Raw genomic sequence first — 25,624 nt, 5'->3', positions numbered from 1 at the left:
CGCAGGTACGCTCGCGACCATGGCGAATGGTCTCGACGCGGTGGGCCTGGTCCTGGCTCGGCCCGCCCGGATGCTCGGCTTCGAGCCGTTCTTCATGGAGCTCATCGGCGGCATCGAGGAGTCGCTCGCGGTCGAGGGCCGCTCGTTGCTGCTGCACGTGGTGCCCGACCACGACGCCGAGATCCGCACCTACCGCCGCTGGGGCGAGGGCAACCTGGTCGACGGCGTCGTCGTGGTCAACGTGGCTCTCGAGGACGCGCGCCTCGACGTCCTGGCGGAGCTCGGCATCCCCACCGTCGTCGTCGGCGGACCGCGTCCCGACCTGCCGTTCGCCAACGTCTGGATCGACAACGCCCAGGCCATGCGGACCGCGGTCACCCACCTCGTCGGCCTGGGGCACCAACGGCTGGCCCGCGTCAGCGGCCCGCGCCACCTGGCCCACACGCAGGCCCGCACCGACGCGTTCATGGGCGAGTGCGCTCGCCTCGGGGCGCACGGCGTGGTGGTGGAGGGCGACTACGGCGAGGAGTCCGGTACCCGCGCCACCCGGGTGCTGCTCGGCCGGGGCACCCCGCCGTCCGCGATCATCTACGACAACGACGTCATGGCGGTCGCGGGCCTCGGCGTCGCGCACGAGATGGACATCGCGGTCCCCGAGCGGCTGTCGCTGCTCGCGTGGGACGACTCGGCCCTCTGCCGCCTCTCACACCCCGCCCTGTCTGCCATGAGCCTGGACGTGCACGCCATGGGGGTGCAGGTGGCCGACTGTGTCCTCAACCTGCTCGCCTCCGGCACCGTCCGCTCGTACACGGCCCCGCTCCCCCGACTGGTGGCGCGCGGCACGACGACGACCGCACCTGCTGCCGACGCCTGACGACGCCTGACGACGCCTGAGACGCAGGTCACCGGGGAGACCGTCCTGCGCGGAACCCCCGCGGGTGGTTGGGTAGGGGGATGAGCCCGGCCGCACCGTCCCCGGTCCCCGTCGACGCCGACACCCTTCGCACAGTCGCCCACGGGGCCTACTACGCACCGCACGACGTCCTCGGCCCGCACGTCGGCGGGGGCGGCGTCACCATCCGCACGCTGCGTCCGCTCGCCGAGTCGGTCGTCGTGACCACGTCGACGTCCCGCGTCGCCGCGCGCCACGAGCAGGACGGCGTCTGGGTGGCCGTGCTGCCGGGCGCGACCGTCCCCGACTACCGGCTCGAGGTGACCTACGACGGCCACGCCTCCGTGGTCGACGACCCGTACCGCTTCCTGCCCACGGTGCAGGAGCTCGACCGCCACCTGGTGCGCGAGGGCCGGCACGAGCAGCTGTGGACCGTCCTGGGCGCCAACACGCGCAGCTACCCGGGGGAGCTCGGGGACGTGAACGGCACGTCGTTCGCCGTCTGGGCCCCCAACGCCCGCGCGGTCCGCGTGGTCGGCGACTTCAACTACTGGCAGGGCGCGTCGCACGCCATGCGCTCGCTCGGCGACAGCGGCGTGTGGGAGGTCTTCGCACCCGGCGTCGGCGCCGGCGCGCGGTACAAGTTCGAGGTGCTGGGTAACGACGGGTCGTGGCGCCAGAAGGCGGACCCGCTGGCTCAGGGGACCGAGATCCCGCCGGCGACCGCGTCCGTCGTCATCGAGTCCCGCTACGAGTGGTCCGACGCCGCCTGGCTCACCGCCCGCAGCGCCCGCGACCCCCACACGGCGGCCATGAGCGTGTACGAGGTCCACCTCGGCTCCTGGCGCGTCGGCCTGTCCTACCGCGACCTGGCGCAGCAGCTGACCGAGCACGTCGCGTCGCTCGGCTTCACCCACGTGGAGCTGCTGCCCGTCGCCGAGCACCCGTTCGGGGGCTCCTGGGGCTACCAGGTGTCGTCCTACTTCGCCCCGACCTCGCGGTTCGGGCACCCCGACGACTTCCGCCACCTCGTCGACACCCTGCACCAGGCCGGCATCGGCGTGATCGTCGACTGGGTCCCCGCGCACTTCCCCAAGGACGAGTGGTCGCTCGCGCAGTTCGACGGCACCCCGCTGTACGAGCACCCCGACCCGCTGCTCGGCGAGCACCCCGACTGGGGCACGTACGTCTTCAACTTCGGCCGGTCCGAGGTGCGCAACTTCCTCGTCGCCAACGCCACGTACTGGCTCGAGGAGTTCCACGTCGACGGCCTGCGGGTCGACGCCGTCGCGTCGATGCTCTACCTCGACTACTCACGCAAGCCCGGCCAGTGGCGACCCAACCAGTACGGCGGCCGCGAGAACCTGGATGCCATCTCGTTCCTCCAGGAGGCCAACGCGACGGCCTACCGGCGCACCCCCGGGATCATGATGATCGCCGAGGAGTCGACCGCGTGGCCGGGCGTCACCGCCCCCACCGACGGCAACGGCCTCGGGTTCGGCCTGAAGTGGAACATGGGCTGGATGAACGACACGCTCCGCTACCTGGCCGAGCAGCCCGTCCACCGGCGCTACCACCACAACGAGATCACCTTCTCGATGGTCTACGCCTACTCCGAGCGATTCGTGCTCCCCATCAGCCACGACGAGGTCGTCCACGGCAAGGGCTCCCTGTACGAGCGGATGCCCGGTGACCACTGGCAGAAGCTCGCCGGCGTGCGCCTCCTGCTGGGCTACCAGTGGACCCACCCCGGCAAGCAGCTGCTCTTCATGGGCTCCGAGTTCGCGCAGCAGACCGAGTGGGCCGAGTCCCGCTCCCTCGACTGGCACGCGCTCGACGACCCCGCACACCAGGGCGTCATGCGCTCCGTCGCGGACCTCAACCGGGTCTACAAGGAGACGCCGGCGCTCTGGCAGCTGGACCACTCGCCCGACGGATTCGAGTGGATCGACTCCGACGACGCCTTCCGCAACACGCTCGCCTACCTGCGCAAGGGGTACGACGCCCCGCCCGTCGCCGTGGTGGTCAACTTCGCAGGCATCCCCCACGAGGGCTACCGCCTGGCGCTGCCCCGCGGTGGCCGGTGGCGCGAGATCTTCAACTCCGACTCCGAGGCGTACGGCGGCTCCGGCGTGGGCAACCTGGGCGAGATCGAGGCCCTGCCCGAGCCGCACTACGGCCGACCCTATTCGGCCTCGATCCGCGTCCCCCCGCTCGGCGTGGTGGTCTTCGAAGCCGGCTGACCCGGCAGCAACAACGCGAAGGAGGGGTGCCGACCGGCACCCCTCCTTCGTCGTTCCGCACCGTCCTTGACCTGCACAGACACGCGCTGCGCCGCCTGGAACAATGCCACGGGAAACAGAAAGAGCCACCCCCGTAGGGGTGGCTCTTTCTGAATGATGTCCGGCGGCGTCCTACTCTCCCACACCCTGGCGAGTGCAGTACCATCGGCGCTGAAGGGCTTAGCTTCCGGGTTCGGAATGGGACCGGGCGTTTCCCCTTCGCTATGACCGCCGTAACGCTGTCGAGTTGTCAAACGGGTTCCCGTTCGTCTCTCGGGAACCGCACAGTGGACGCGTAGCACAACAATTGAATGTGTGATGAAGTTGTCGGCTTATTAGTACCGGTCAGCTGCGAGGGTCGTTAGTCCCCTCTTCCACATCCGGCCTATCTACCCAGTGGTCTAGCTGGGAGCCTCTCACCCCTCAAGGGGGCATGGAAACCTCATCTTGAAGCAGGCTTCCCGCTTAGATGCTTTCAGCGGTTATCCCTTCCGAACGTAGCTAACCAGCCGTGCTCCTGGCGGAACAACTGGCACACCAGAGGTTCGTCCGTCCCGGTCCTCTCGTACTAGGGACAGCCCTTCTCAAGTTTCCTGCGCGCGCAGCGGATAGGGACCGAACTGTCTCACGACGTTCTAAACCCAGCTCGCGTACCGCTTTAATGGGCGAACAGCCCAACCCTTGGGACCTACTCCAGCCCCAGGATGCGACGAGCCGACATCGAGGTGCCAAACCATGCCGTCGATATGGACTCTTGGGCAAGATCAGCCTGTTATCCCCGGGGTACCTTTTATCCGTTGAGCGACGGCGCTTCCACAAGCCACCGCCGGATCACTAGTTCCGACTTTCGTCCCTGCTCGACCTGTCAGTCTCACAGTCAAGCTCCCTTGTGCACTTGCACTCGCCACCTGATTGCCAACCAGGCTGAGGGAACCTTTGAGCGCCTCCGTTACATTTTAGGAGGCAACCGCCCCAGTTAAACTACCCATCAGGCACTGTCCCTGATCCGGATCACGGACCGAGGTTAGATATCCAGAGCGACCAGAGTGGTATTTCAACGTTGACTCCACCGACACTGGCGTGCCGGCTTCACAGTCTCCCACCTATCCTACACAAGCCGCACCGAACACCAATACCAAACTATAGTAAAGGTCCCGGGGTCTTTCCGTCCTGCTGCGCGTAACGAGCATCTTTACTCGTAGTGCAATTTCGCCGAGTTCGCGGTTGAGACAGCGGAGAAGTCGTTACGCCATTCGTGCAGGTCGGAACTTACCCGACAAGGAATTTCGCTACCTTAGGATGGTTATAGTTACCACCGCCGTTTACTGGGGCTTAAATTCTGAGCTTCGCCTTGCGGCTGACCCGTCCTCTTAACCTTCCAGCACCGGGCAGGCGTCAGTCCGTATACATCGTCTTGCGACTTCGCACGGACCTGTGTTTTTAGTAAACAGTCGCTTCTCCCTGGTCTCTGCGGCCCTTCACGCTCCCCGAGCAAGTCGGTTCACGCTTCAGGCCCCCCTTCTCCCGAAGTTACGGGGGCATTTTGCCGAGTTCCTTAACCACGATTCTCTCGATCGCCTTGGTATTCTCTACCTGATCACCTGAGTCGGTTTGGGGTACGGGCGGCTAGAACCTCGCGTCGAGGCTTTTCTTGGCAGCATAGGATCACCAGATTCCCGCATTCGCGGTCACCGTCAGCTCTCAGGCTATATGAGGTGCGGATTTGCCTACACCTCGCCCTACGACCTTGGACGTGGACTACCATCGCCACGCTTGGCTACCTTCCTGCGTCACCCCTGTTAATACGCTTACCTACTACCGGTTCGGGTCACGCGCTCCACGCCACGGTGTCCCCGAAGGGACGATGTGACGTCTCGGGCGTTTAGCATCACCGGGCTCGGTATGGGCGGTTCTTCGCCGGTACGGGAATATCAACCCGTTGTCCATCGACTACGCCTGTCGGCCTCGCCTTAGGTCCCGACTTACCCAGGGCGGATTAGCCTGGCCCTGGAACCCTTGATCATTCGGCGGACGGGTTTCTCACCCGTCATTCGCTACTCATGCCTGCATTCTCACTCGTGTGGGCTCCACCGCTGGGTTCCCCCGCGACTTCACTGCCCACACGACGCTCCCCTACCCATCCACACGCCTGAACACACCCGAAGGTGCGCTGAGCTGATATGTGAATGCCACAGCTTCGGCGGTATACTTGAGCCCCGCTACATTGTCGGCGCGGAATCACTTGACCAGTGAGCTATTACGCACTCTTTCAAGGGTGGCTGCTTCTAAGCCAACCTCCTGGTTGTCTGTGCAACTCCACATCCTTTCCCACTTAGCATACGCTTAGGGGCCTTAGCTGGTGGTCTGGGCTGTTTCCCTCTCGACTACGGAGCTTATCCCCCGCAGTCTCACTGCCACGCTCTGGCTTACCGGCATTCGGAGTTTGGCTAACGTCAGTAACCTGGTGGGGCCCATCGGCTATCCAGTAGCTCTACCTCCGGCAAGAAACACGTGACGCTGCACCTAAATGCATTTCGGGGAGAACCAGCTATCACGGAGTTTGATTGGCCTTTCACCCCTAACCACAGGTCATCCCCCAGGTTTTCAACCCTGGTGGGTTCGGTCCTCCACGCGGTCTTACCCGCGCTTCAACCTGCCCATGGCTAGATCACTCCGCTTCGGGTCTAGAGCACGCGACTGAGACGCCCTATTCGGACTCGCTTTCGCTACGGCTTCCCCACACGGGTTAACCTCGCCACGTACCACTAACTCGCAGGCTCATTCTTCAAAAGGCACGCTGTCACCCCTGCTAGGGAGGCTCCAACGGATTGTAGGCACACGGTTTCAGGTACTATTTCACTCCCCTCCCGGGGTACTTTTCACCTTTCCCTCACGGTACTTGTCCGCTATCGGTCACTAGGTAGTATTTAGGCTTACACAGTGGTCTGTGCAGATTCACTCCAGGTTTCTCGGGCCCGGAGCTACTTGGGATCCCCTTCGGGAGGCCACGCCATTTCGTCTACGGGGGTCACACCCTCTGTGCCGGGCCTTTCAATGCCCTTCGACTATGACGCGACTTTCTGACTCCCTGTCGGATCGGCAGATCCAACGGAAAGGTCCCACAACCCCGTGCACGCAACGCCTGCCGGCTTGAACACGTACACGGTTTGGCCTGATCCGCTTTCGCTCGCCACTACTCACGGAATATCTCTTCCTGGCGGTACTGAGATGTTTCACTTCCCGCCGTTCCCTCCACACACCCTATATATTCAGGTGCGGGTCACACGACATGACTCGTGCGGGGTTTCCCCATTCGGACATCCTCGGATCACGGTTCGTTTGCCAACTCCCCGAGGCTTATCGCAGGCTACAACGTCCTTCTTCGGCTCCTAGTGCCAAGGCATCCACCCTGTGCCCTTATAAACTTGACCACAAAATCATTCAATAAAGATGCTCGCGTCCACTGTGCAGTTCTCAAGCTACGACCGGGAAACCGGCACCCTCACCCCAGCGCCTACCCACCACACACAACCCGTTCCCAGGTCCGTGCGATGGGTGGTTCGTCTGAGCGGTACCAGCCCGCAGCCACCCGCACCCACCCCACACCCTCAGGCGCAGACCGCGTGCGTAGCGACCCTGAACGAACAACCTTCCGGCTGTTCCCTCAGGACCCAACAGCGTGCCCAGCCAACCCCTCACCAGCAACGATCCGTTCCCACCCAGAACCCCCGAAGAGGCCTGGCGTACTAGGTCGCCACCAGCTCATGAGCCGGCCACAGTCGATGTTCCACCCTCGAGCACCGTCCCCCACTCGTTCGGCAGGGACAACGGGCCTGGACACCCTCCACCCCCCATGACAGGAGATGTGGCTGCCAGATGCTCCTTAGAAAGGAGGTGATCCAGCCGCACCTTCCGGTACGGCTACCTTGTTACGACTTAGTCCCAATCGCCAGTCCCACCTTCGACAGCTCCCTCTCTTACGAGTTGGGCCACCGGCTTCGGGTGTTACCGACTTTCGTGACTTGACGGGCGGTGTGTACAAGGCCCGGGAACGTATTCACCGCAGCGTTGCTGATCTGCGATTACTAGCGACTCCGACTTCATGGGGTCGAGTTGCAGACCCCAATCCGAACTGAGACCAGCTTTTTGGGATTCGCTCCACCTCGCGGTATCGCAGCCCTTTGTACTGGCCATTGTAGCATGCGTGAAGCCCAAGACATAAGGGGCATGATGATTTGACGTCATCCCCACCTTCCTCCGAGTTGACCCCGGCAGTCTCCCATGAGTCCCCGGCATAACCCGCTGGCAACATGGGACGAGGGTTGCGCTCGTTGCGGGACTTAACCCAACATCTCACGACACGAGCTGACGACAACCATGCACCACCTGTACACCGACCTTGCGGGGCAACCATCTCTGGAAGTTTCCGGTGTATGTCAAGCCTTGGTAAGGTTCTTCGCGTTGCATCGAATTAATCCGCATGCTCCGCCGCTTGTGCGGGCCCCCGTCAATTTCTTTGAGTTTTAGCCTTGCGGCCGTACTCCCCAGGCGGGGCACTTAATGCGTTTGCTGCGGCACGGAACTCGTGGAATGAGCCCCACACCTAGTGCCCAACGTTTACGGCATGGACTACCAGGGTATCTAATCCTGTTCGCTCCCCATGCTTTCGCTCCTCAGCGTCAGTTGCGGCCCAGTGACCTGCCTTCGCCATCGGTGTTCCTCCTGATATCTGCGCATTCCACCGCTACACCAGGAATTCCAGTCACCCCTACCGCACTCTAGTCTGCCCGTACCCACTGCAAGCCCAAGGTTGAGCCTTAGGTTTTCACAGCAGACGCGACAAACCGCCTACGAGCTCTTTACGCCCAATAATTCCGGACAACGCTTGCGCCCTACGTATTACCGCGGCTGCTGGCACGTAGTTAGCCGGCGCTTCTTCTGCAGGTACCGTCACTTTCGCTTCTTCCCTGCTGAAAGAGGTTTACAACCCGAAGGCCGTCATCCCTCACGCGGCGTCGCTGCATCAGGCTTGCGCCCATTGTGCAATATTCCCCACTGCTGCCTCCCGTAGGAGTCTGGGCCGTATCTCAGTCCCAGTGTGGCCGGTCGCCCTCTCAGGCCGGCTACCCGTCGTCGCCTTGGTAGGCCACTACCCCACCAACAAGCTGATAGGCCGCGAGCCCATCCCAGACCGATAAATCTTTCCAGACACCACACATGCGCGTGTGTCTCGTATCCGGTATTAGCCATCGTTTCCCATGGTTATTCCAGAGTCTGGGGTAGGTTGCTCACGTGTTACTCACCCGTTCGCCACTGATCAGACCAGCAAGCTGGCCATCACCGTTCGACTTGCATGTGTTAAGCACGCCGCCAGCGTTCGTCCTGAGCCAGAATCAAACTCTCCGTAAATGTCTACATGGCACCCCACCACCCAAAAGCAGCAGAGCAACCGACATACGAAATGGTCCCGATAAGGACCGTTCAGATTCGGCTGAATTTTGGCACCGCCCCAACCACGGAGGTGGAAGAAAACGGCACCTATCTCAACCAAGACCCACCACCCTCCAACACCCCCACCCAAACAGGCAGAAACATCATCAGATAGCGAGCCATATGGCATCGACTATTTGGCACACTGTTGAGTTCTCAAGGAACAGACGCGCATCCATCTCGGTTTCTCAACCTGTCCGGAGGCAACTGCTCTAACTTAGCGGAGCGGCCCTCCCCCGTCAAATCCCCTGGTCAGAGGAGATTCACTGGGGCAAGAACCGAAGTTCCGCGTCCGGACGCTCCTGATGACCGACGATCTGGCCGCCGGTCGAAGAGTCCGAGGATGTCGCTCCGGGGGACCAGCCACTGCGGTTCGATCCGCGGTGTCCGTTCCTCCCTGCCGGGCGACGTCGAGAAGATTACGCAGACCGAGCGCCGGAGAGCAAATCCGCGGCCGGTGACGCGGGTCACTCGGCTGCTGAGCCTGCGACCTGCGCAGACGCGCTAGTACAGGGCGCTGGCCATGGCCCGGCGGGCGGCGATCACCCGGGGGTCCTCGCCGCCGATGACCTCGAACAGGTCGACCAGGCGGACGCGCACGCGTTCGCGCTCCGGGCCGGCCGTGGTGCGCAGGACGTCGACGAGCCGTGCGAACGCGTCCTCGACCTTCCCGCCCAGGATGTCGAGGTCCGCGACGGCCAGCTGGGCGTCGATGTCCGACGGGTCGTCGGCCGCAGCGGCGCGTGCCCCCTGGAGGTCGGCGTCGCGCGTCCGGTCGAGCAGTCCCACCTGGGCGAGCCCGGCACGCGCGAGGGAGTCGCGCGGGTTCTCCTTGAGCGCCTGCTCGTACGCGGCGGTGGCCGCGGCGAGGTCGTCGCGCTCGATCGCGTCGTAGGCCGCCTGGTGCAGGGGCGGGAGCTCCGGTTCCGGCTCCGGCTCGTCCTGGACGGGGCCACCCGTGCTCGGGGCCGCCCGGCCGGTGATCCCGTTGGCCTCGGCGGCGGCGAGCACCTGGTCGAGGACGGCTCGCACCTGGTCGCGCGGGTAGGCCCCCTGGAAGAGGGGGAGCGGCTGACCGGCGAGCACGGCGACGACCGTGGGCACGCTCTGCGCCTGGAACGCCTGGGCCACCTGCGGGTTGGCCTCGGCGTCGATGCGCGCCAGCTGCCAGCGACCGGCGTCCTCGTCGGCGAGCGAGGCGAGGTCCGCGGCGACCGTGGCGCTGGCCTCGCTCCGGGGCGACCAGAGGACGACGACGACCGGGTACCGGGTCGAGCTCTGCACCAGGTCGGGGAACGACTCCTGGTCGACGTCCACCACGTAGGTGCCCGCCGCCGGCAGGCCGCCCGGGCTCCCGGGCGGGGGTGTGGCGGGGCGGTTGAGGGTGGAGAGGTCCACCGCTCCGCGCACGTCGAGGGGAGGGCGGGGTCCGGTCGGCTGGGACATGCGGCGGTCTTCCTTCGGCTGCGTGCGGATCGGGTCTACTCGGCCGTCGCCGACGTCACGGCGTGCTCGGCGGCGAGCAGCTGCACGGGTACGCCGCTGTCTGCCGGGGGCACGTACATCACGAGCACGTCGGTGAACGTCCGGACGAAGTTGCTGCCGGCGCTCGTCTTGCCGGTGAGCGCCGCGTAGAAGGGGTCGGAGATGGGGATCGTCCCACCGGCGACGGTGAGGGTGACCGTCGAGACGGTGGTGAGCTGGCCGACGACGATCGCTCCGCCGTCGACCGTCTGGAGGCTGACCACCGGCGTCGCCGGGTCCGGCGTGTAGGTCTCGACCGCGGAGCCGGCAGCGGACACCCCGGCCGCCGTGGCCGCGCGGGCCGCCTCGATGCTCGAGCGGAACGTGTCGGGCTGGAAGCTCGCGGCGAACGCCGAGGCGTCCCCGTTGGCCAGGACGTCGGCGTACTGCTGGAAGGCCTCGGCCGGGGTCATCACGAGACCGGTCGCGTCCGACGCGAGGACCGGGCTCCCGGTCTCCGGCGCCGCCGTGGCCGGCATCTGGATGCCCGCGCCCATGCGGCCCCAGCCCCAGAGCTTGTACTGCTCCCGGGGCGCGGCCTGCTGCATCACGAGGATCCGGGGGGCCTGGAGGTCGTCCGGCTGCTTGGTGACGACCAGCTGCGTCCGCGGCCAGCCGTCGGTCTGCGGCACGATCAGCGCCTGCTCGTCCGTGGGCAGCGGCGTCGGCGGCTTGGCACCGGCGGTCGCCGCCGCTCGGACGTACTCGGCGGTCCGCACCGCCAGGGCGGGCCCGGTGACGCGCGGGACGAGCTGGGCGGGGTCCAGGGCCGTGTCGGACGCGGTGAGCACGGCGCCGAGATCGGTGAGCACGTCCTGGGACTGGAGCACCGTGGTGACCGCGGGCGCGACGGCCGGTACCGGCTCGGGCTGCGCCTGCGGGAGCGGCGTGCTGCACGCGGCGAGCCCCAGCACGAGGACGCCGCCGAGGGCCGAGACGAGGCGGCGCGACCGCAGGGTGCGGGTCATCGGTCCTCCTCCGTCGTGTCGGCGGGCTGGGCGCCCTCGGGGTTGCCCTCCGTGGGGGGCAGCCCCCACGCCCGGCGCCAGGCGTCGGCCCGTGAGCCCGCAGTGGCGGACTCGTCGGGCCCAGGCCCGGCCGCCGGCGGTGTGGTGGTACTCACCCACGTGGGCCGACCCGTGTGCACGGGCTCGGCGTCGGGCCCGGCGGGTGAGCCGGGGCGCAGACGGGCACCCGGCGGTGGCGGCACGGCAGACCACCCGGCGGGGTCGCCCGGACCGGAGCCAGCGGTCGACGCCGGAGGCGCCGCGGCCGGGGGCGGTGGGGGCGACGTCGCGGACTGCGCCCAGGACGGGCGGCCGTGCGGGGCTGCCGCACGCTCGCCGGGCGGACCGTTCGGGGTGGTCGGCGTCGCCGGCGACGAGGTGGTCGGCGCAGGCGGACCTGCCGGGCGGGACGTCGCCGGAGCGGGACCTGCCGGGCGGGAGGTCATCGGTGCCGACGGACCCTCCGGGCGGGACGTCGTCGGGGCCGGGGGTCCGGCAGTCCGGGCGAGAGTCGGGGCGGGCGTCGGGGCGGGCTGACCCGTCGGTCGGGACGTCGTCGGCGCCGGCTGACCGCCGGACCGGAACGTCTCGGCCGTGCGAGGAGGTGGTGTGGGCGTCCAGCCCGACACGGGGACCGCGCGCTCGGGCTCGGAGGCGGCCGGCGCCACCGGTATCGGGCCCGTCGGCGTGCGGAGCGCCCGACGGCTGGAGCCGACAGGTGCCGAAGGCGCCGTCGACAGAGCCGGGTCCGGGGCCGGGCCGCTGGTCGACTGCGACACCGGTGCGGGCACAGCGGGGACGGACCCCGTGCGCGGTCGGGCCGCCCGGGCCTGCGCGGCCTCGCGCAGCTGCCGACGGGTGAGCACAGGGATCGCGTCGAGGTCGGCCGAACCGATCACCACGGCAGGCGTCGCGCCCGTGTGCACGTCGTGCCACTCCGGCTCGTCGTGGCCGGCGCGGCGCCGGCGCACGTCCCGCAGCAGCAGCCAGCCCGCGAGCAGGACGAGCAGCGTGCCGACGGCCACGCACGGCCAGAGCCACGGCGTGGTGACCACCCGGGGCCACGCGAGGGAGAGCGTCGGCGCGGACTCGCCGGTGCTGACCGCGATCAGGCTCCAGCGGCCCTCCTGCGCGGGCCAGACGAGCTCCGCGGACCCGGTCCCGGTCTCCTCGGCAACCCACAGGTCGGAGCCCGTCGGGTCGGCGGCCGTGATCGGGGCCGCCGCCTCGCCCTCGGTGGGCGCGGAGGTGGGCACGGCGGCGTCGGCCGGCGGGGCGGCGGCGGCGGCATCGGTCGGGGTGGCGGTGGGCTCCGGCGCGGCGACGTCGTCGACGGCCAGCGTGTGCCAGCCGGACAGGCCCGTCACCTGGGCGTGCGCGTCGGTCCCCACCCACCCGGCGACGTCGGTGTCACGGCCGACCGCGAGCACGACGGGCCCACCGTCCGGAACGCTGACCCGGACGGTCACGGGGTCGCCGCCGAGCTCCAGCACGCCGGGGTCGGTGACCAGGGTGTGCGAGCCGCCCGACGTCGTCGCCACGAGGACGTCGTCGGCCCGCCACACCGTCGCGGACGCGATGCCGAGACCGATGATGACCAGTCCGGCGACGCCGACGGCGGCGATGATCAGACGCTTGAGCACGCAGGATCCTCCAGGGAAGAGAACCCCCAGGATAGGCAGAGCGGCACGTCACGGCCGAACCGGGACCGAGTGGACGGATCGTCTGCGCTGTGCCTACCGGGCCTGGTCCCGACCGTAGGACCGTGAACGCGCGTATCCTGACCGACGGGCTCCGGAAGTCGATGAGCGCCTCGACCGAGGCTGCTCCGCGCGGAGCCACCGTGCCCAGGAGGACTGCTCGTGCCCGACGCCCGGACCCCCTTCCCCGTCGTGAACTTCCGCGGCTACGAACGCGAAGCCGTCGACGCCCGCATCACCGGGCTGGAGAAGGCCCTCGCCGACGCCCGCGCCCAGGTCGAGTCGCTGGACGGCCGCGCCATGCAGGTGGCGGGTGAGCTGTCCGAGGCGCACCGCCAGCTCCGCGAGGCAGAACGCCCCACCTACTCCGGGCTGGGCTCACGCATCGAGCAGCTCCTGCGGTCCGCCGAGGAGCAGTCGTCGGACGTCGTCACGCAGGCCAACGCCCAGGCCGCCGACGCCCTGGCGCGCGCCAAGCTCTCGTCCGGCCAGCTGCGGGCCCGCGCCGAGAACGAGGTCGCCGAGGTCGTCGCCACCGCCCGCCGCGAGGCCGACGAGGTCAAGACGACGGCCGCCGCAGAGGCCGAGAGCACGCTCCTGGCCGCGCAGCGCCGCGCCGAGGAGCTCGTCGGCTCCGCCGAGCGCGAGGCCGCCCGGATCCAGAGCGCGATCACGACGGAGGAGAGCGAGCGGCGCAGCTCCCTGGAGCGCGAGCTGGGCACGCTGCGCGCGAGCGTCGAGCACGAGGCGACGCAGCTGCGCATCGCCACCGAGCGCACCGCGAGCGAGCTCCGCGCCCGCTCCGAGGCCGAGACCACCGCCCAGCGCGAGGAGGCCGAGCGCTACGCGCAGGACCTGCGCCAGAGCGCCGACGCCGACACCACCGAGCTGCGCCAGCGGGTCGAGGGCGAGCTCGCCGCGGCTCGGGTCGAGGTCGACCGGTACGTGGCCCAGCAGCGCAGCGACGCCGCCGCCGAGGTGGGCGCCGCTCGCCAGCAGGCCGCCGACGAGGTGACCTCCCTGCGCGTGCAGACCCAGGAGTACGCGGACGGCCTGCGCGCCGCCGCCGAGCGCGACGCCGCCGCGCTCCAGCAGCGCGTCGCGGCCGAGGTGGCCGCGCTGCGGGTCGAGGCCGAGCAGTACGCGGCCTTCGTCCGCGCCCAGGCCGAGCGGGAGACCGGCGAGCTGCGCTCGAAGACGGCCGACGAGCTCGGAGCCCAGCGGGCCGACGCCGAGCAGACCGTCGTCGCCCTGCGTGGCGACGCCGAGCGGTACGCCACCGACCTGCGCGCGCAGGCCGAGCGCGAGACCGGCGAGCTGCGCGAGCGGGCGACGCACGAGACCGCCCACCTGCGCGACGTCACGACGCGCGAGGCGGCCGAGCTCCAGGAGGTCACCGCGCGCGAGACCACCGAGCTGCGGGCGTCCGCGGACCGCGAGACCGCGGAGCTGCGCGAGCGCACCCGCCTCGAGGTCGAGCGGGCGCTGACCGAGGCGCGTCGGGCGGCTGCGGAGCTCACGACGTCCGCCAAGACGCACGCCGACGAGCTGGTCCGGTCCGCCGAGCAGCAGCTGGCGGACGCGGAGCTCTCCATCGCGTCCCGTCGTGAGGCCGCCGAGCGCGAGGACGCGGAGCGCCACGAGACCGCGCGCGCCGAGACCGAGCACCTGGTCCGCGACGCCGAGGCGCACGCCGCCGAGGCCGAGCAACGGGTGGCGAAGGCGCTGGCGCAGGCCGACAAGGTGCGCACCGACGCCGAGCAGCACGCCAAGGAGCTCATCTCCAACGCGCGCAAGAACGCCGACCGGGTGGTCGCGGAGGCCCGCGAGCACGCCGAGAAGCAGATCTCGGACGCGATGATCGAGTCGGAGCGCGAGCGGACGTCCGCCACGCGGCAGGTCGAGGACCTCAACCGCCAGCGCGAGTCGATCACGTCCTACCTGGACGAGCTGCGCAACCTGCTCGGGCACAACCCCGACCGCGCCACCCTCGACCGGGCGACGCGCGCCGAGGCCGCGTTCGCGAAGGAGCAGAAGGCGGCGCCCGCGGCGAAGCAGTCGAGCACGGCCGCCGACGACGCGCCGCCCGCGAAGGCGTCGAGCACGGCGTCCGACGACGCCCCCGCGGCGAGCGGGCCGCAGGGCGGCTCCGACGACGCCCCCGCGGCTCCGGCCGGGAAGCCCGCACGCCCGGCGTCCCGACCCACGAAGGCGCGTCCGGCGCCCGTCTCCGCGGCGGTCCCGGTCGTGCCCGAGGCCCCGGCGGAGCAGTCGGCCGACGCACCGGCGGACGCAGCGACCGACGAGCCGACCGCCGCCGAGGACTCGGCGCTCGAGGCCCCCGAGGTCAAGGACGCTCCCCCGGCTGCCGATGCCCAGGACGAGCAGCCCGCCAAGGACGACGCAGCCGCGTCCGCCCACTGACGGGTCGTCCCGCGGGGGGTCGAGTTGACCGACGAGAAGGCTGACGCGGCCGCGACGTGGCGCGAGGAGCGTCGCGCTGCCGCGGCCGCGCACGGTGAGCTGCTGGCCGACCGTCAGCGCGCCGAGTCGGCCCGGGCGCAGGAGCAGATCGACGCGTTCCTGCGCCGTGCCCTGAAGTTCGGGCCCGCGCCCGTTCCGTTGTCGGCGCGCAGCTACGACGGCCGCGCCCGGTACCGGACGCCGCTGACCGGCTGGTACCTGCGGCGGGACGAGACGGTCGCCGTCGACACCGACGGCAAGTTCTACGTGCTGACTGCGCCGTCGAGCCTGGCTGCACGGTTCCGCGGCGTCTCCCCGGAGCCGTCCGCCCCGCCGCTCGTCATCGGGGCCGGCGGCAAGGACGGCGAGTCGCTGGACATGTCGGAGGCCCTCGCGCGGGTGCTCGCTACCTGAGGTCGCTCACCGCGCGCGCCCGGACCGCCCGTGCAAGGCTCCCAGGGGCAGCAGGGGCACGGCGGACAGGGGCGTCGCTACATGACCGAGATCGTGCACATCGTCGTCATGGGGGTCGCCGGGTCGGGGAAGACCACCACCGCCCGCATCCTGGCCGAGCGCCTGGGCCGCCCCTACGCGGAGGCCGACGAGTTCCACCCGCCCGAGAACATCGCCAAGATGTCCGCCGGCCACCCCCTCACCGACGAGGACCGGTGGCCGTGGCTGCGCGCCATCCGGGACTGGCTGACCGCCCGGACGCAGGCCGGTGAGAGTGCCGTCGTCACCTGCTCCGCGCTGAAGGTCGCCTACCGGGACCTGCTGCGCGAGGCCGAGGGTCGGGTGCGGTTCCTGCACCTCGTGGCGGCGGCTCCGCTGCTCGAGGACCGCATGGAGCACCGCGCCGGGCACTTCATGCCACCGTCCCTGCTGGCCTCCCAGCTGGACACCCTGGAACCGCTGACGGACGCCGAGGACGGCGTCCGCGTGTCCGTCGAGGCACCGCCCGACGTCGTGGCCGACCTGGCGATCGCCGCCCTGCACCTCACCGAGGAGACCCGATGATCGCCCAGCAGCTCGTCACCGAGGCCGCGGAGGGGGTGGGCGAGACCCAGCTCATCCTCGCCGCGATCATCGGCATCCTCGTGATCGTCGCGCTCATCGTCGGCCTCAAGATGCACCCGTTCCTGGCCCTGACGCTCGGCGCCGGGGTCCTCGCGGTCCTGGCGGGCATCGGCTACACCGACGCGTTCACCAGCTTCGTCGCCGGCGTCGGGACCACCGTCGCCGGGGTCGGGCTGCTCATCGCGCTCGGCGCGATCATCGGCAAGCTGCTGATCGACAGCGGCGGCGCCGACGAGATCGTGGACGCGATCCTGTCCAGGACTCCGGTGCAGCGCCTGCCCTGGGCGATGGCGCTCATCGCCTTCGTCATCGGGATCCCGCTCTTCTTCGAGGTCGGCGTCGTCCTGCTGATCCCGGTCGTCATGCTCGCCGCGCGGCGCTCGAAGCTGTCGATGATCGTGCTCGGGATCCCCGCCCTGGCCGGCCTGTCCGCGCTGCACGGGCTGGTGCCGCCGCACCCCGGGCCGCTCATCGCGATCGACGCGCTGGGCGCCGACCTGGGCACGACCCTCGGCCTCGGCCTGCTCGTGGCGATCCCCACCGTGATAATTGCCGGCCCGCTGCTGGCCAAGCCGCTGGCCCGGTGGGTGGTGCTGCCGCCGCCCGACGTGTTCCTCGGCGAGGCGCGCACGGACGAGGACGCCCGGCGGCCGTGGTTCGGGGTCGCGCTCATGGTCGTCCTGCTGCCCGTCGTGCTCATGCTGCTGCGGACCGTGGTCGAGGCGAGCGGGGCGGGCGAGAACCCGGTGGGTCAGGTGTTCGTGTTCCTCGGGACTCCCCTGGTCGCGTTGCTCATCACGACGTTGGTGGCCATGGTCGCCCTGGGGACGTCGCTCGGGAACACGCGCGCGCAGGTGAGCAAGCTGGTGGACTCCTCGTTCGCGCCGATCGCGAGCATCCTGCTCATCGTCGCGGCGGGCGGCGGGTTCAAGCAGACGCTCGTGGACTCCGGCGTCGGCGACGTCATCGCCAGCGGGATCACCGACGCCGCGATCCCCCCGCTGCTCGCCGGGTGGATCGTCGCCGTGCTCATCCGGCTCGCGACCGGGTCGGCCACCGTGGCCACGATCACCGCGGCCGGCATCATGGCCCCGCTCGCGACGGACCTCTCGACGACGCACGTGGCCCTGCTGGTCCTCGCGATCGGTGCCGGGTCGGTGTTCCTCAGCCACGTGAACGACGCCGGGTTCTGGCTGGTCAAGGAGTACTTCAAGATGACCGTCGGCCAGACGTTCAAGACGTGGTCGCTCATGGAGACGGTGCTGTCGGTGACCGCGCTGATCTTCGTGCTGCTGCTCAGCCTCGTGGTCTAGCGCCTCAGGCGGAGCCGGCCGCCTGGGCGAGCTCGGCGATCGCCGCAGCGACGGCCGCGGGCTGCTCGACCGACGACAGGTGCCCGGACTGCGGGACGACGACCAGCCGGGATCCCTCGGCCGTGGCCACCAGGTGCTCGGCGGCGGCGACCGGGGTCACGGTGTCCTCGTCGCCGACCACGACGACGACGTGGCCCGCGAACGCGCGCAGCACGTCGGACCGGTCCGGACGGGCCGCCATCGCCCGCTGCGACCAGGCGATCCCGGCGGGCTCCTGCTGGTCGATCCAGGCGGCGACCCGCTCGGCCACCTCGGGCTGCGCGGCGCGCGTGGTCTCGCCGAGCAAGGACGTCGCCATCGGCCGGACCGGGTCGACCGACCCCGTCGACTCCGCCTCGTCCGCGATCCGCAGCCGGTTGGCGCGCGCGTCCGGCGCGTCGGCGGTCGACTTCGTGTCGACGAGCGCGAGCCCGGCGACGAGGCCCGGGTGGCGCTCCAGCAGCGCGAGCGCGACGTAGCCGCCCATGGACAGGCCGGCGATCACCGCCCACCGGACGCCCGCGGCAGCCAGCACGTCGGCCACCAGGTCCGCGGACGCGTCGAGCGACGGCTCGGGCAGGTCGGTGACGTGTCCCGGCGTGCCGGGCAGGTCCACCGCGTGCACGGGGTGACCAGGCGGCAGCTGTGCGGCCACCTCGTCCCACATGCGGTGGTCGAGCGGGAAGCCGTGCAGCAGGACGATCGGGAGGCCGTGGCCCTCGGCGCGGTAGGTGTGCAGGCTCATGCGTCGTCCTCCGCCGTCGTGCTCGGGCCGGCCCAGTGGGTGGGCAGCGGGATCTCGTGGTCGGGCAGCACGTGCGCGACGATCTCGTCGAGCACCCTTCGGACGGCCGACTCCCCGACCCAGAGGTGCTTGGCGCCGTCCACGCCGATGACCTCGGCCTGCGGGACGCGCGCGAACCGGCGGCGTGCCTCGTCCGGGCGCAGGTAGTCGTCCAGCTCCGGGACCAGCACGACGAGCGGCTTGCCCAGCTCGGCCCAGGCGTCGAGGTCCGCGTCCGTGGCGCGGTGCAGCGGCGGGGAGAGCAGGATCGCGCCCTCGATCGACGGGTCGCGGCCGTGCATGAGGGCCAGCTCGGTGCCGAACGACCAGCCGACCAGCCACCGGTTCGGCAGATCGTGGAACTCGGCGTACTCGATCGCGGCGTGGACGTCGAACCGCTCGCCGACCCCACCGTCGAACGCTCCGCCGCTTCGCCCCCGTGGACTGACGGTTCCACGCGTGTTGAACCGCAGCACCGCAAGGTCCGCCAGCGCGGGCAGCCGCCAGGCCGCCTTGCGCAGGACGTGCGAGTCCATGTAGCCGCCGTGCGTGGGCAGCGGGTGCAGGGTCACCAGCGTCGCGGCGGGCGGCACCTCGGCCGGGCGCGCCAGCTCCCCGACCAGCGTGAGCCCGTCGGCCGTGTGCAGCTCGACGTCGTGCCGCGCGGCGGGCAAGACCGTCAACGAGCGGATGAGGCCGGGGTCCTGCGTGTTCGTCGTCATCGGGACGAGCCTAGGGCGCCCTCGGCCAGCGCACCCGCGAGGTCCAGCACGTCCGCGACGCCGTCGTCGGCGTTCGACGCGCAGCGCCGGGTCGCCGTCTGCAGCACCGACGTGTGCGCGTTGGCCACCGCGAACGAGGTGCCCGCCCACCCGAGCATCGACAGGTCGTTCGGGGCGTCGCCGACGGCCCAGACGTCCACCGGGTCGATCCCGCGGGATGCCGCCCAGTCGGCGAGCGTGGCGGCCTTGGTGATGCCCGGGCCGGAGATCTCCCCCAGCCCGACGGCCCCCGAGTCGGCGACGATCCCGAGCTCGCCGACGACGGCCGCCAGCTCGTCGGCGAACGTCGAACCGACCGGTCGGGTGGAACGCACCAGCAGCTTGAAGGTGGACGGGAGCAGGACGTCCTCGATGCGGTCGGCCGTCGCGCTGCCCGGTGGTACCGGGTGGCTGGACAGGAACGGGGTCTCGTAGGCGAAGCCGTCGGCGCTCTCCGTGGCGAGGTGCACCGCCTCCGGACCGCCCCAGGCCGCTCGGACGCGGTCGGCGATGCTGCCGACGAGCTCCGGGGACATCCCCCGCTCGCTGAGCAGCCGGCCGGTGCCGACCTCGAGCACCGCGGCGCCGTTCGCGCAGATCGCGACGCCGTGACCGGCCACGTGCGACGCCAGCTCGCGCAGCCAGCGCGGCGGTCGGGCGGTCACGAACACCACCTCGACGCCGGCATCGGCGGCGCGCCGCAGTGCGGCCGCGGTGCGCGGGGAGACCGTGCCGTCGGGCCGCAGGAGCGTGCCGTCCAGGTCGGTGGCGACGAGGCGCGGCGCGCGGGTCTTTGCGCCGCTCATCGGCGGGTCGGTCCGCGTCGGGCGCGCGCCTGCCAGCACGAGGCGTGCCAGTGCCGGCGGTCGTCGAGCGCCTCGCCGAACAGCCCGTCGGACCGCCACGCGACCACGTGCGCCGTGCCCGCGCTCACCAGCTGGTCGCAGCCGGGGCACCGGTACTCGCGGTCGGAGCCGCGGACGCGCTGGACCACCCACTCGCCGTCGGGTGCGGACTCCGACTGCCGGCCGCCCGTGGCGCGATCGAGGTCGAGCTCGACGTGCTCGGCGCCGTACGGCCGCTTCGTCGCTCGTCGTCCCACGCCCTCATCCTCCCCCACACCGGCGTGACGTCAGACAGCAACGTCAGAGCAAGTGAGCGCCAGGGCAGCCGCTTGCTCGGACGTTGCGGAGGGTGGGTCAGAGGGCGGCGGACTCCGCGGTGGGGATCCTGTTCGTGCGCAGGAGCTCGCGGTACCAGAGGCCCGAGTCCTTCACTGTGCGCTCGAGCGTGTCGTAGTCGACGCGGACCACGCCGAAGCGGCGGTCGTACCCGTAGGACCACTCGAAGTTGTCCATCAGCGACCAGACGAAGTAGCCGCGCACGTCGGCGCCGCGCTCGATGGCCTCGCCGACGGCGTCGATGTGGTCGTGCAGGTAGGCCACGCGGCCGGCGTCGTGCACGCGCCCGTCGGCGCTGACCTCGTCGTAGAACGCCGCGCCGTTCTCCGTGATGGCCATCGGGATCCCGGGGTAGCGGTCGTGGATCTCGAGGAGCAGGTCGACCAGACCCTGCGGCTCGATGTTCCAGCCCATCGCCGTGTGCGGGCCGGGCTGCGGAAGGAACTCGACGTTGGAGGCGCCGACCCACGGGCTGTTCACGGACGAGCGGTGGCCGTCCGGACCGGGCGTGCCGTCCCCGCCGGCGGGCGTGCCGTGCTGCACCCGACCCGTCGAGTAGTAGTTGATGCCCAGCAGCGCGAGCGGGACCTGGATGAGGTCGAGGTCACCGTCGAGCACGAAGGACCAGTCGGTGATGTGCTCGGTGTCGGCGAAGACCTCCTTGGGGTACTCGCCGTCGAGCATGGGGCCGAGGAAGACCTCGTTCGCGATCGTGTCGATGCGGCGCTTGGCCTCGACGTCCTCCGGGGAGTCGGTCGCTGCGCGCGTGACGTGCAGGTTGAGCGTGACCGAGATGGGGGTGTCCTGGCCCAGCACGTCCTTGATGGCGCGGCCCGCCAGGCCGTGCCCGAGGTTGAGGTGGTGCACGGCGGCGAGCGCCGTGGCGTCGTCGGTCACGCCGGGGGCGTGCACGCCGGAGGCGTAGCCGAGGAACGACGAGCACCACGGCTCGTTCAGCGTGGTCCAGAGGTGGATGCGGTCGCCCAGCACCTCGGCCAGCTTGCGCGCGTACTTCTCGAACTGGAGGGCGGTCTGCCGGTTGGCCCAGCCGCCCTCGTCCTCGAGCGCCTGCGGCAGGTCCCAGTGGTAGAGCGTCGCGACGGGCTTGATGCCGGCGGCGATCAGGCGGTCCGCGAGGTCCACGTAGAAGTCGAGGCCGGCCTGGTTGAACTCGCCCGAGCCGGTGGGCTGGACGCGGGGCCACGCGATCGAGAACCGGTAGGCCGCCAGGCCCAGATCCTGCATGATCGCCACGTCCTCGGGGACCCGGTGGTAGTGGTCCGCAGCGACGTCACCCGTGTCGCCGTCGAGCACCTTGCCGGGCGTGCGGGAGAAGGTGTCCCAGATGGACGGGCCGCGGCCGTCCTCGTCGAACGCACCCTCGATCTGGTACGACGCGGTGGCCGAGCCCCAGAGGAAGTCGGCGGGGAACTGGCGTCCGGAGGGGCGCGAGGTCGTCATGTGCGGGTCCTTCGATCGAGCGGACGGGTCGGAGGTCTGGTGCCTGCTCCGCAGGCGGGCCGGGACGTCTCGTCAGGCGGCTGCGCCGACCGGTCCATGGCCTCGTACGGGATTGTCGAATCGATACGATACACGTCGTGGGAACGCTCTCGCCACCCCTGCCCGGGGGGTGCGAGAGGGGGCGCCTCAGAGGGTCAGCTCGACGATCGCGCCCTCCGCGGTCACCGCAGCACCGGCGAACCCGGTCTGCACGCTCCACGGTCCGACCGCACCTCGCGCCTCGACGCGGACGGCGTCACCGTCGCGGCGCACCACGAACCGCGTCGGCTCCCCACCGTCGGGCGACGGCACGCTGGTCGTCGACCGGTGGCCGTCGGCCAGCTCCACCAGGTGCAGCGTCACGCCGTCGGCCCAGGTGTAGTCCGGCCGGTCGGAGCGCGCGCCCACGGGCAGCACCGAGTCGGGTCGCACGTACAGCGGGATCGACGAGTAGTCGTGCCGCTCGCGGACCCAGCGCGGGCCGGTCACCTGCTCGCCCGACAGCAGCGAGGTCCAGGTGCCCTCCGGCACGTAGACGTCCACGGTTCCGTCCGCGGTGAACACCGGCGCCACCAGCAGGTTCTCGCCGAGCATGTACTGGGTGTCGACCGTCGCCGCGCCCGGGTCGTCCGGGAACTCCAGCACCATCGGGCGCATCACCGGAACTCCGGAGGTGTGCGCGTCCTGGCCGAGGCGCGCGAGGTACGGCATGAGCGAGAGCTTCAGCCGGGTGAACAGCCGCGTGACGTCCACCGCCTCCTCGTCGAACGCCCACGGCACCCGGTAGGAGTCCGAGCCGTGCAGGCGGCTGTGCGACGAGAGCAGCCCGAACGGCAGCCAGCGCTTGAACACCGCCGCGTCGGGGACACCCTCGAAGCCGCCGATGTCGTGGCTCCAGAACCCGAAGCCCGACGACGCCAGCGACAGGCCGCCGCGCAGCGTCTCCGCCATGGACACGAAGGTCGACTCGCTGTCGCCACCCCAGTGCACCGGGAACTGCTGCCCGCCCGCGGTGGCCGACCGCGCGAACAGGACGGCTTCCCCCTCGCCGCGCTCGGCCTCGAGGACGTCGAACACCGCCCGGTTGTACAGGTGCGTGTAGTGGTTGTGCATGCGCTCCGGGTCGGAGCCGTCGTGCCAGACCACGTCCGTGGGGATGCGCTCGCCGAAGTCGGTCTTGAAGGCGTCGACCCCCTGCACCAGCAGCCGGCGCAGGTAGCCCTGGTACCAGGCCACCGCGTCCGGGTTGGTGAAGTCGACGAGCCCCATGCCGGACTGCCACTGGTCCGTCTGCCAGACCGAGCCGTCCGCGCGCGTCACCAGGTAGCCCGCCGCGCGACCCTCGTCGAACAGGGCGGAGCGCTGCGCGATGTACGGGTTGATCCAGACGCAGACCTTGAGGCCCTTGGCGTGCAGGCGGGTGAGCAGGCCCTCCGGGTCCGGGAACGTCGCCGGGTCCCACGTGAAGTCGGTCCAGTGGTACGCCCGCATCCAGAAGCAGTCGAAGTGGAAGACGCTCAGCGGGAGCCCGCGCTCGGCCATGCCGTCGACGAAGGACATCACGGTCGCCTCGTCGTACTGCGTGGTGAACGAGGTGGACAGCCACAGGCCGTACGACCACGCCGGTACCTGCGCCGGACGCCCGGTGAGCGCGGTGTAGCGCCGCAGCACGTCCTTGGGCGTCGGCCCGTGGATGACGTAGTACTCCAGCGACTCCCCCGGCACCGAGAACTGGGTGCGCGAGACAGCCTCCGACCCGACCTCGAACGACACCCGCCCGGGATGGTCGACGAACACGCCGTAGCCCGCGTCGGACAGGTAGAACGGCACGTTCTTGTACGCCTGCTCGCTGGCCGTCCCGCCGTCCTCGTTCCAGATGTCGACGGACTGGCCGTTCTTCACGAACGCGCCGAACCGCTCGCCCAGACCGTAGACGTGCTCGCGGACGCCCAGCCCCAGCTGCTCGTGCACGTAGGAGTCGCCCCGGGCGTCGGTCACGACCCCGACCGAGCGTGCGGTCGACGACGTGAGGACCCGGCCGTCGGCCTCGAACTCGACGTTCCACGCGCCGCGCGTCGAGACCCGCGCGGTCAGGGCACCCGCCCGGAAGGTCGCGACGCCGTCGGCGGAGTCGTCCGCCTCGACCACCTTGACGTCCGCGGTGGAGCGGGACAGCGCGAACGAGGGCCCGCGGTCGGCTCCCCCGCGGTGGTGCTCGATCCGCACGCCGATCACGTCGTCCATCGGGCTGTGGAACGAGACCGTGACGAGCGCCCGGTTGAGGGTGTCACCGCGCGACGTCAGGGGCACCGTCGAGGCGTACACGGTGAGCGAGTCCTCGCCCACCACGACGTCCGCCACCTCGCGTGGTCGCAGGACCGTCACGCCGGGGAGGTGCTGCCAGTAGCCGTCCGTGAACTTCATCGTGGCGCCTTCGGGTGGAGGGATCGGGTCTCGTCGGCATCGAAGCGTTTCGATGCCGAGATTACGTTAGGTGTCTGCGCGAACGGTGTCCAGGATGGGTGGGCACCGACTGCTGTTTCGACGGCGGTTCGACTCGCTAGGGTGGGCCCGGCAGGTGCCGACGAGGGGATGGCGTGGTGGCGACGATCGACGACGTGGCGCGGATGGCGGGGGTCTCCGTCTCCACCGTGTCCTACACGTTCTCCGGCAAGCGGCCCATCTCCGCCGAGACCCGCGCCCGGGTGGAGAGGGCCGTCCGCGAGCTGGACTACCGGCCGCACGCGGGCGCCCGCGCGCTCGCCTCGCAGCGCACCCAGGTGCTCGCGCTCATGGCGCCGCTGCGCGTCGACGTCAACGTCGGCGTGATCATGCAGTTCGTCACCGGCGTCGTCACGCGCGCCCAGTCCTACAAGCACGACGTCCTGCTGCTCACGCAGGACGACCACGAGGGCATCGAGCGGGTGGCGGCCGGCTCGATGGTCGACGCCGTGCTGATGATGGACGTCGAGGCCGAGGACCCCCGGCTGCCGATCCTGCGCCGACAGAAGCAGCCCGCGGTCCTGATCGGTCTGCCGCGCGACGCCACCGGGTTCTCCTGCGTCGACCTGGACTTCGAGGCCGTGGGCCGGGTGGCCGTCGACCACCTGGCCGGTCTCGGTCACCGGCAGATCGCGCTCATCGGCTCCCCGAGGGCGGTGCTGAGCCGGCGCACCACCTACGCGGCGCGCCTGGTCCGCGGCTTCACGCAGGAGGCCACCCGGCTGGGCCTCGACGCCGTCTTCGAGACCTGCGAGTCGTCGCACGCCGGCGCCGTCGAGGCCGTCGACCAGGTGCTCGCCGCGCTGCCGGACGTCACCGCGGTCATCGTGCACAACGAGGTCGCGCTGCCCGCCGTGCTGGAGACCCTGCGGTCGCACGGCAAGGACGTGCCCGGGGACATCTCGGTCGTGGCCGTGTGCCCGGAGGACGTGGCCCTCGGCCAGACCCAGCCCCTGACCGCGGTCGACATCCCCGCGCACACCATCGGCGCCGTCGCGGTCGACATGGCGATCGGTCGGCTCACCGGGGAGCAGCCCGCCGAGACCCGCCTCCTCGCGCCCGTCCTGACCACCCGGACCAGCACCGCTCCCCCGCGCAGCTAGCACCAC

General features: G+C 70.1%; 16 protein-coding genes and 3 rRNA genes. 7 read left to right on the top strand and 12 right to left on the bottom strand.

Annotation, left to right across the window (positions count from 1 at the left end; translation table 11 throughout):
• Positions 1-19: 19 nt before the first annotated feature.
• Both ACO06A_RS13820 and glgB read left to right on the top strand, forming a co-directional pair.
• The gene (locus tag ACO06A_RS13820) at positions 20-874 is read left to right on the top strand and encodes a LacI family DNA-binding transcriptional regulator (RefSeq protein ID WP_421732808.1); all 855 of its coding nucleotides are present in this window, start codon (positions 20-22) and stop codon (positions 872-874) included.
• Between the two features lie 80 nt (positions 875-954).
• Positions 955-3,135, top strand: a complete 2,181-nt coding sequence (gene glgB / locus ACO06A_RS13815; protein ID WP_421732807.1) for a 1,4-alpha-glucan branching protein GlgB — start codon at positions 955-957, stop codon at positions 3,133-3,135.
• A gap of 158 nt (positions 3,136-3,293) precedes the next feature.
• Here the strand turns inward: glgB and rrf are convergent.
• The 6 genes from rrf to ACO06A_RS13785 form a co-directional block, all read right to left on the bottom strand.
• Positions 3,294-3,410 (bottom strand): 5S ribosomal RNA (rrf, locus tag ACO06A_RS13810).
• 79 nt (positions 3,411-3,489) lie between these two features.
• Positions 3,490-6,605, bottom strand: a 23S ribosomal RNA gene (locus tag ACO06A_RS13805).
• 456 nt (positions 6,606-7,061) lie between these two features.
• A 16S ribosomal RNA gene (locus ACO06A_RS13800) occupies positions 7,062-8,583 on the bottom strand.
• Together the 16S, 23S and 5S rRNA genes form the textbook arrangement of a ribosomal RNA operon.
• A 585-nt stretch (positions 8,584-9,168) precedes the next feature.
• Positions 9,169-10,110 (bottom strand): co-chaperone YbbN, encoded by a 942-nt coding sequence (locus tag ACO06A_RS13795; RefSeq protein WP_421732806.1) that lies wholly within the window; start codon positions 10,108-10,110, stop codon positions 9,169-9,171.
• Positions 10,111-10,145: 35 nt separating this feature from the next.
• Positions 10,146-11,156 carry a hypothetical protein gene (locus tag ACO06A_RS13790; protein ID WP_421732805.1) on the bottom strand — a complete coding sequence of 337 codons (1,011 nt, stop codon included), beginning with the start codon at positions 11,154-11,156 and terminating at the stop codon, positions 10,146-10,148.
• On the bottom strand, positions 11,153-12,838 hold the full coding sequence (locus tag ACO06A_RS13785; RefSeq protein WP_421732804.1) for a hypothetical protein: 1,686 nt from the start codon (positions 12,836-12,838) through the stop codon (positions 11,153-11,155). Before ACO06A_RS13785 ends, ACO06A_RS13790 begins: the two co-directional genes overlap by 4 nt.
• 219 nt (positions 12,839-13,057) lie before the next feature.
• Here ACO06A_RS13785 and ACO06A_RS13780 point away from each other — a divergent pair, with 219 nt between their 5' ends.
• The 4 genes from ACO06A_RS13780 to ACO06A_RS13765 all read left to right on the top strand — a co-directional run bounded on the left by ACO06A_RS13780 (position 13,058) and on the right by ACO06A_RS13765 (position 17,748).
• Entirely contained in the window at positions 13,058-15,319 is a 2,262-nt protein-coding gene (locus ACO06A_RS13780) for a hypothetical protein (RefSeq protein WP_421732803.1), read from the top strand.
• Positions 15,320-15,343: 24 nt separating this feature from the next.
• On the top strand, positions 15,344-15,772 hold the full coding sequence (locus ACO06A_RS13775) for a hypothetical protein (RefSeq protein WP_421732802.1): 429 nt from the start codon (positions 15,344-15,346) through the stop codon (positions 15,770-15,772).
• A gap of 81 nt (positions 15,773-15,853) precedes the next feature.
• Positions 15,854-16,375, top strand: a complete 522-nt coding sequence (locus tag ACO06A_RS13770; RefSeq protein WP_421732801.1) for a gluconokinase — start codon at positions 15,854-15,856, stop codon at positions 16,373-16,375.
• On the top strand, positions 16,372-17,748 hold the full coding sequence (locus ACO06A_RS13765; RefSeq protein ID WP_421732800.1) for a gluconate:H+ symporter: 1,377 nt from the start codon (positions 16,372-16,374) through the stop codon (positions 17,746-17,748). Before ACO06A_RS13770 ends, ACO06A_RS13765 begins: the two co-directional genes overlap by 4 nt.
• 4 nt (positions 17,749-17,752) lie before the next feature.
• On the opposite strand, the gene ACO06A_RS13760 is transcribed toward ACO06A_RS13765, so the two are convergent.
• The 6 genes from ACO06A_RS13760 to yicI form a co-directional block, all read right to left on the bottom strand.
• The gene (locus ACO06A_RS13760; RefSeq protein WP_421732799.1) at positions 17,753-18,532 is read right to left on the bottom strand and encodes an alpha/beta fold hydrolase; all 780 of its coding nucleotides are present in this window, start codon (positions 18,530-18,532) and stop codon (positions 17,753-17,755) included.
• A complete protein-coding gene (locus tag ACO06A_RS13755) occupies positions 18,529-19,293 on the bottom strand; it encodes an alpha/beta hydrolase (RefSeq protein WP_421732797.1) in 765 nt (254 codons plus the stop codon). Before ACO06A_RS13755 ends, ACO06A_RS13760 begins: the two co-directional genes overlap by 4 nt.
• On the bottom strand, positions 19,290-20,138 hold the full coding sequence (locus tag ACO06A_RS13750) for an HAD family hydrolase (RefSeq protein ID WP_421732796.1): 849 nt from the start codon (positions 20,136-20,138) through the stop codon (positions 19,290-19,292). Before ACO06A_RS13750 ends, ACO06A_RS13755 begins: the two co-directional genes overlap by 4 nt.
• Positions 20,135-20,434 (bottom strand): hypothetical protein, encoded by a 300-nt coding sequence (locus ACO06A_RS13745; protein WP_421732795.1) that lies wholly within the window; start codon positions 20,432-20,434, stop codon positions 20,135-20,137. Before ACO06A_RS13745 ends, ACO06A_RS13750 begins: the two co-directional genes overlap by 4 nt.
• 97 nt (positions 20,435-20,531) lie before the next feature.
• On the bottom strand, positions 20,532-21,974 hold the full coding sequence (locus ACO06A_RS13740; RefSeq protein WP_421732794.1) for a GH1 family beta-glucosidase: 1,443 nt from the start codon (positions 21,972-21,974) through the stop codon (positions 20,532-20,534).
• 186 nt (positions 21,975-22,160) lie between these two features.
• Positions 22,161-24,437 (bottom strand): alpha-xylosidase, encoded by a 2,277-nt coding sequence (gene yicI / locus ACO06A_RS13735; RefSeq protein WP_421732793.1) that lies wholly within the window; start codon positions 24,435-24,437, stop codon positions 22,161-22,163.
• 203 nt (positions 24,438-24,640) lie between these two features.
• Here yicI and ACO06A_RS13730 point away from each other — a divergent pair, with 203 nt between their 5' ends.
• Positions 24,641-25,618, top strand: a complete 978-nt coding sequence (locus ACO06A_RS13730) for a LacI family DNA-binding transcriptional regulator (RefSeq protein ID WP_421736067.1) — start codon at positions 24,641-24,643, stop codon at positions 25,616-25,618.
• Positions 25,619-25,624 lie beyond the last annotated feature (6 nt).

The sequence above is a fragment of the Cellulomonas sp. genome, assembly GCF_965229465.1.
Classification (GTDB): domain Bacteria; phylum Actinomycetota; class Actinomycetes; order Actinomycetales; family Cellulomonadaceae; genus Cellulomonas.
Note: the sequence above shows the minus strand (reverse complement) of the source record. Positions and strands in the feature narration are given on the sequence as shown.

Excerpts from the sequence above, each read along its gene's own strand:
- ACO06A_RS13820 (WP_421732808.1), top strand. The coding sequence starts at position 20 with ATGGCGAATGGTCTCGACGCGGTGGGCCTGGTCCTGGCTCGGCCCGCC.
- ACO06A_RS13765 (WP_421732800.1), top strand. The coding sequence starts at position 16,372 with ATGATCGCCCAGCAGCTCGTCACCGAGGCCGCGGAGGGGGTGGGCGAG.
- ACO06A_RS13795 (WP_421732806.1), bottom strand. The coding sequence starts at position 10,110 with ATGTCCCAGCCGACCGGACCCCGCCCTCCCCTCGACGTGCGCGGAGCG.
- ACO06A_RS13755 (WP_421732797.1), bottom strand. The coding sequence starts at position 19,293 with ATGACGACGAACACGCAGGACCCCGGCCTCATCCGCTCGTTGACGGTC.
- yicI (WP_421732793.1), bottom strand. The coding sequence starts at position 24,437 with ATGAAGTTCACGGACGGCTACTGGCAGCACCTCCCCGGCGTGACGGTC.
- ACO06A_RS13790 (WP_421732805.1), bottom strand. The coding sequence starts at position 11,156 with ATGACCCGCACCCTGCGGTCGCGCCGCCTCGTCTCGGCCCTCGGCGGC.
- ACO06A_RS13750 (WP_421732796.1), bottom strand. The coding sequence starts at position 20,138 with ATGAGCGGCGCAAAGACCCGCGCGCCGCGCCTCGTCGCCACCGACCTG.
- glgB (WP_421732807.1), top strand. The coding sequence starts at position 955 with ATGAGCCCGGCCGCACCGTCCCCGGTCCCCGTCGACGCCGACACCCTT.
- ACO06A_RS13740 (WP_421732794.1), bottom strand. The coding sequence starts at position 21,974 with ATGACGACCTCGCGCCCCTCCGGACGCCAGTTCCCCGCCGACTTCCTC.
- ACO06A_RS13730 (WP_421736067.1), top strand. The coding sequence starts at position 24,641 with ATGGCGGGGGTCTCCGTCTCCACCGTGTCCTACACGTTCTCCGGCAAG.
- ACO06A_RS13760 (WP_421732799.1), bottom strand. The coding sequence starts at position 18,532 with ATGAGCCTGCACACCTACCGCGCCGAGGGCCACGGCCTCCCGATCGTC.
- ACO06A_RS13770 (WP_421732801.1), top strand. The coding sequence starts at position 15,854 with ATGACCGAGATCGTGCACATCGTCGTCATGGGGGTCGCCGGGTCGGGG.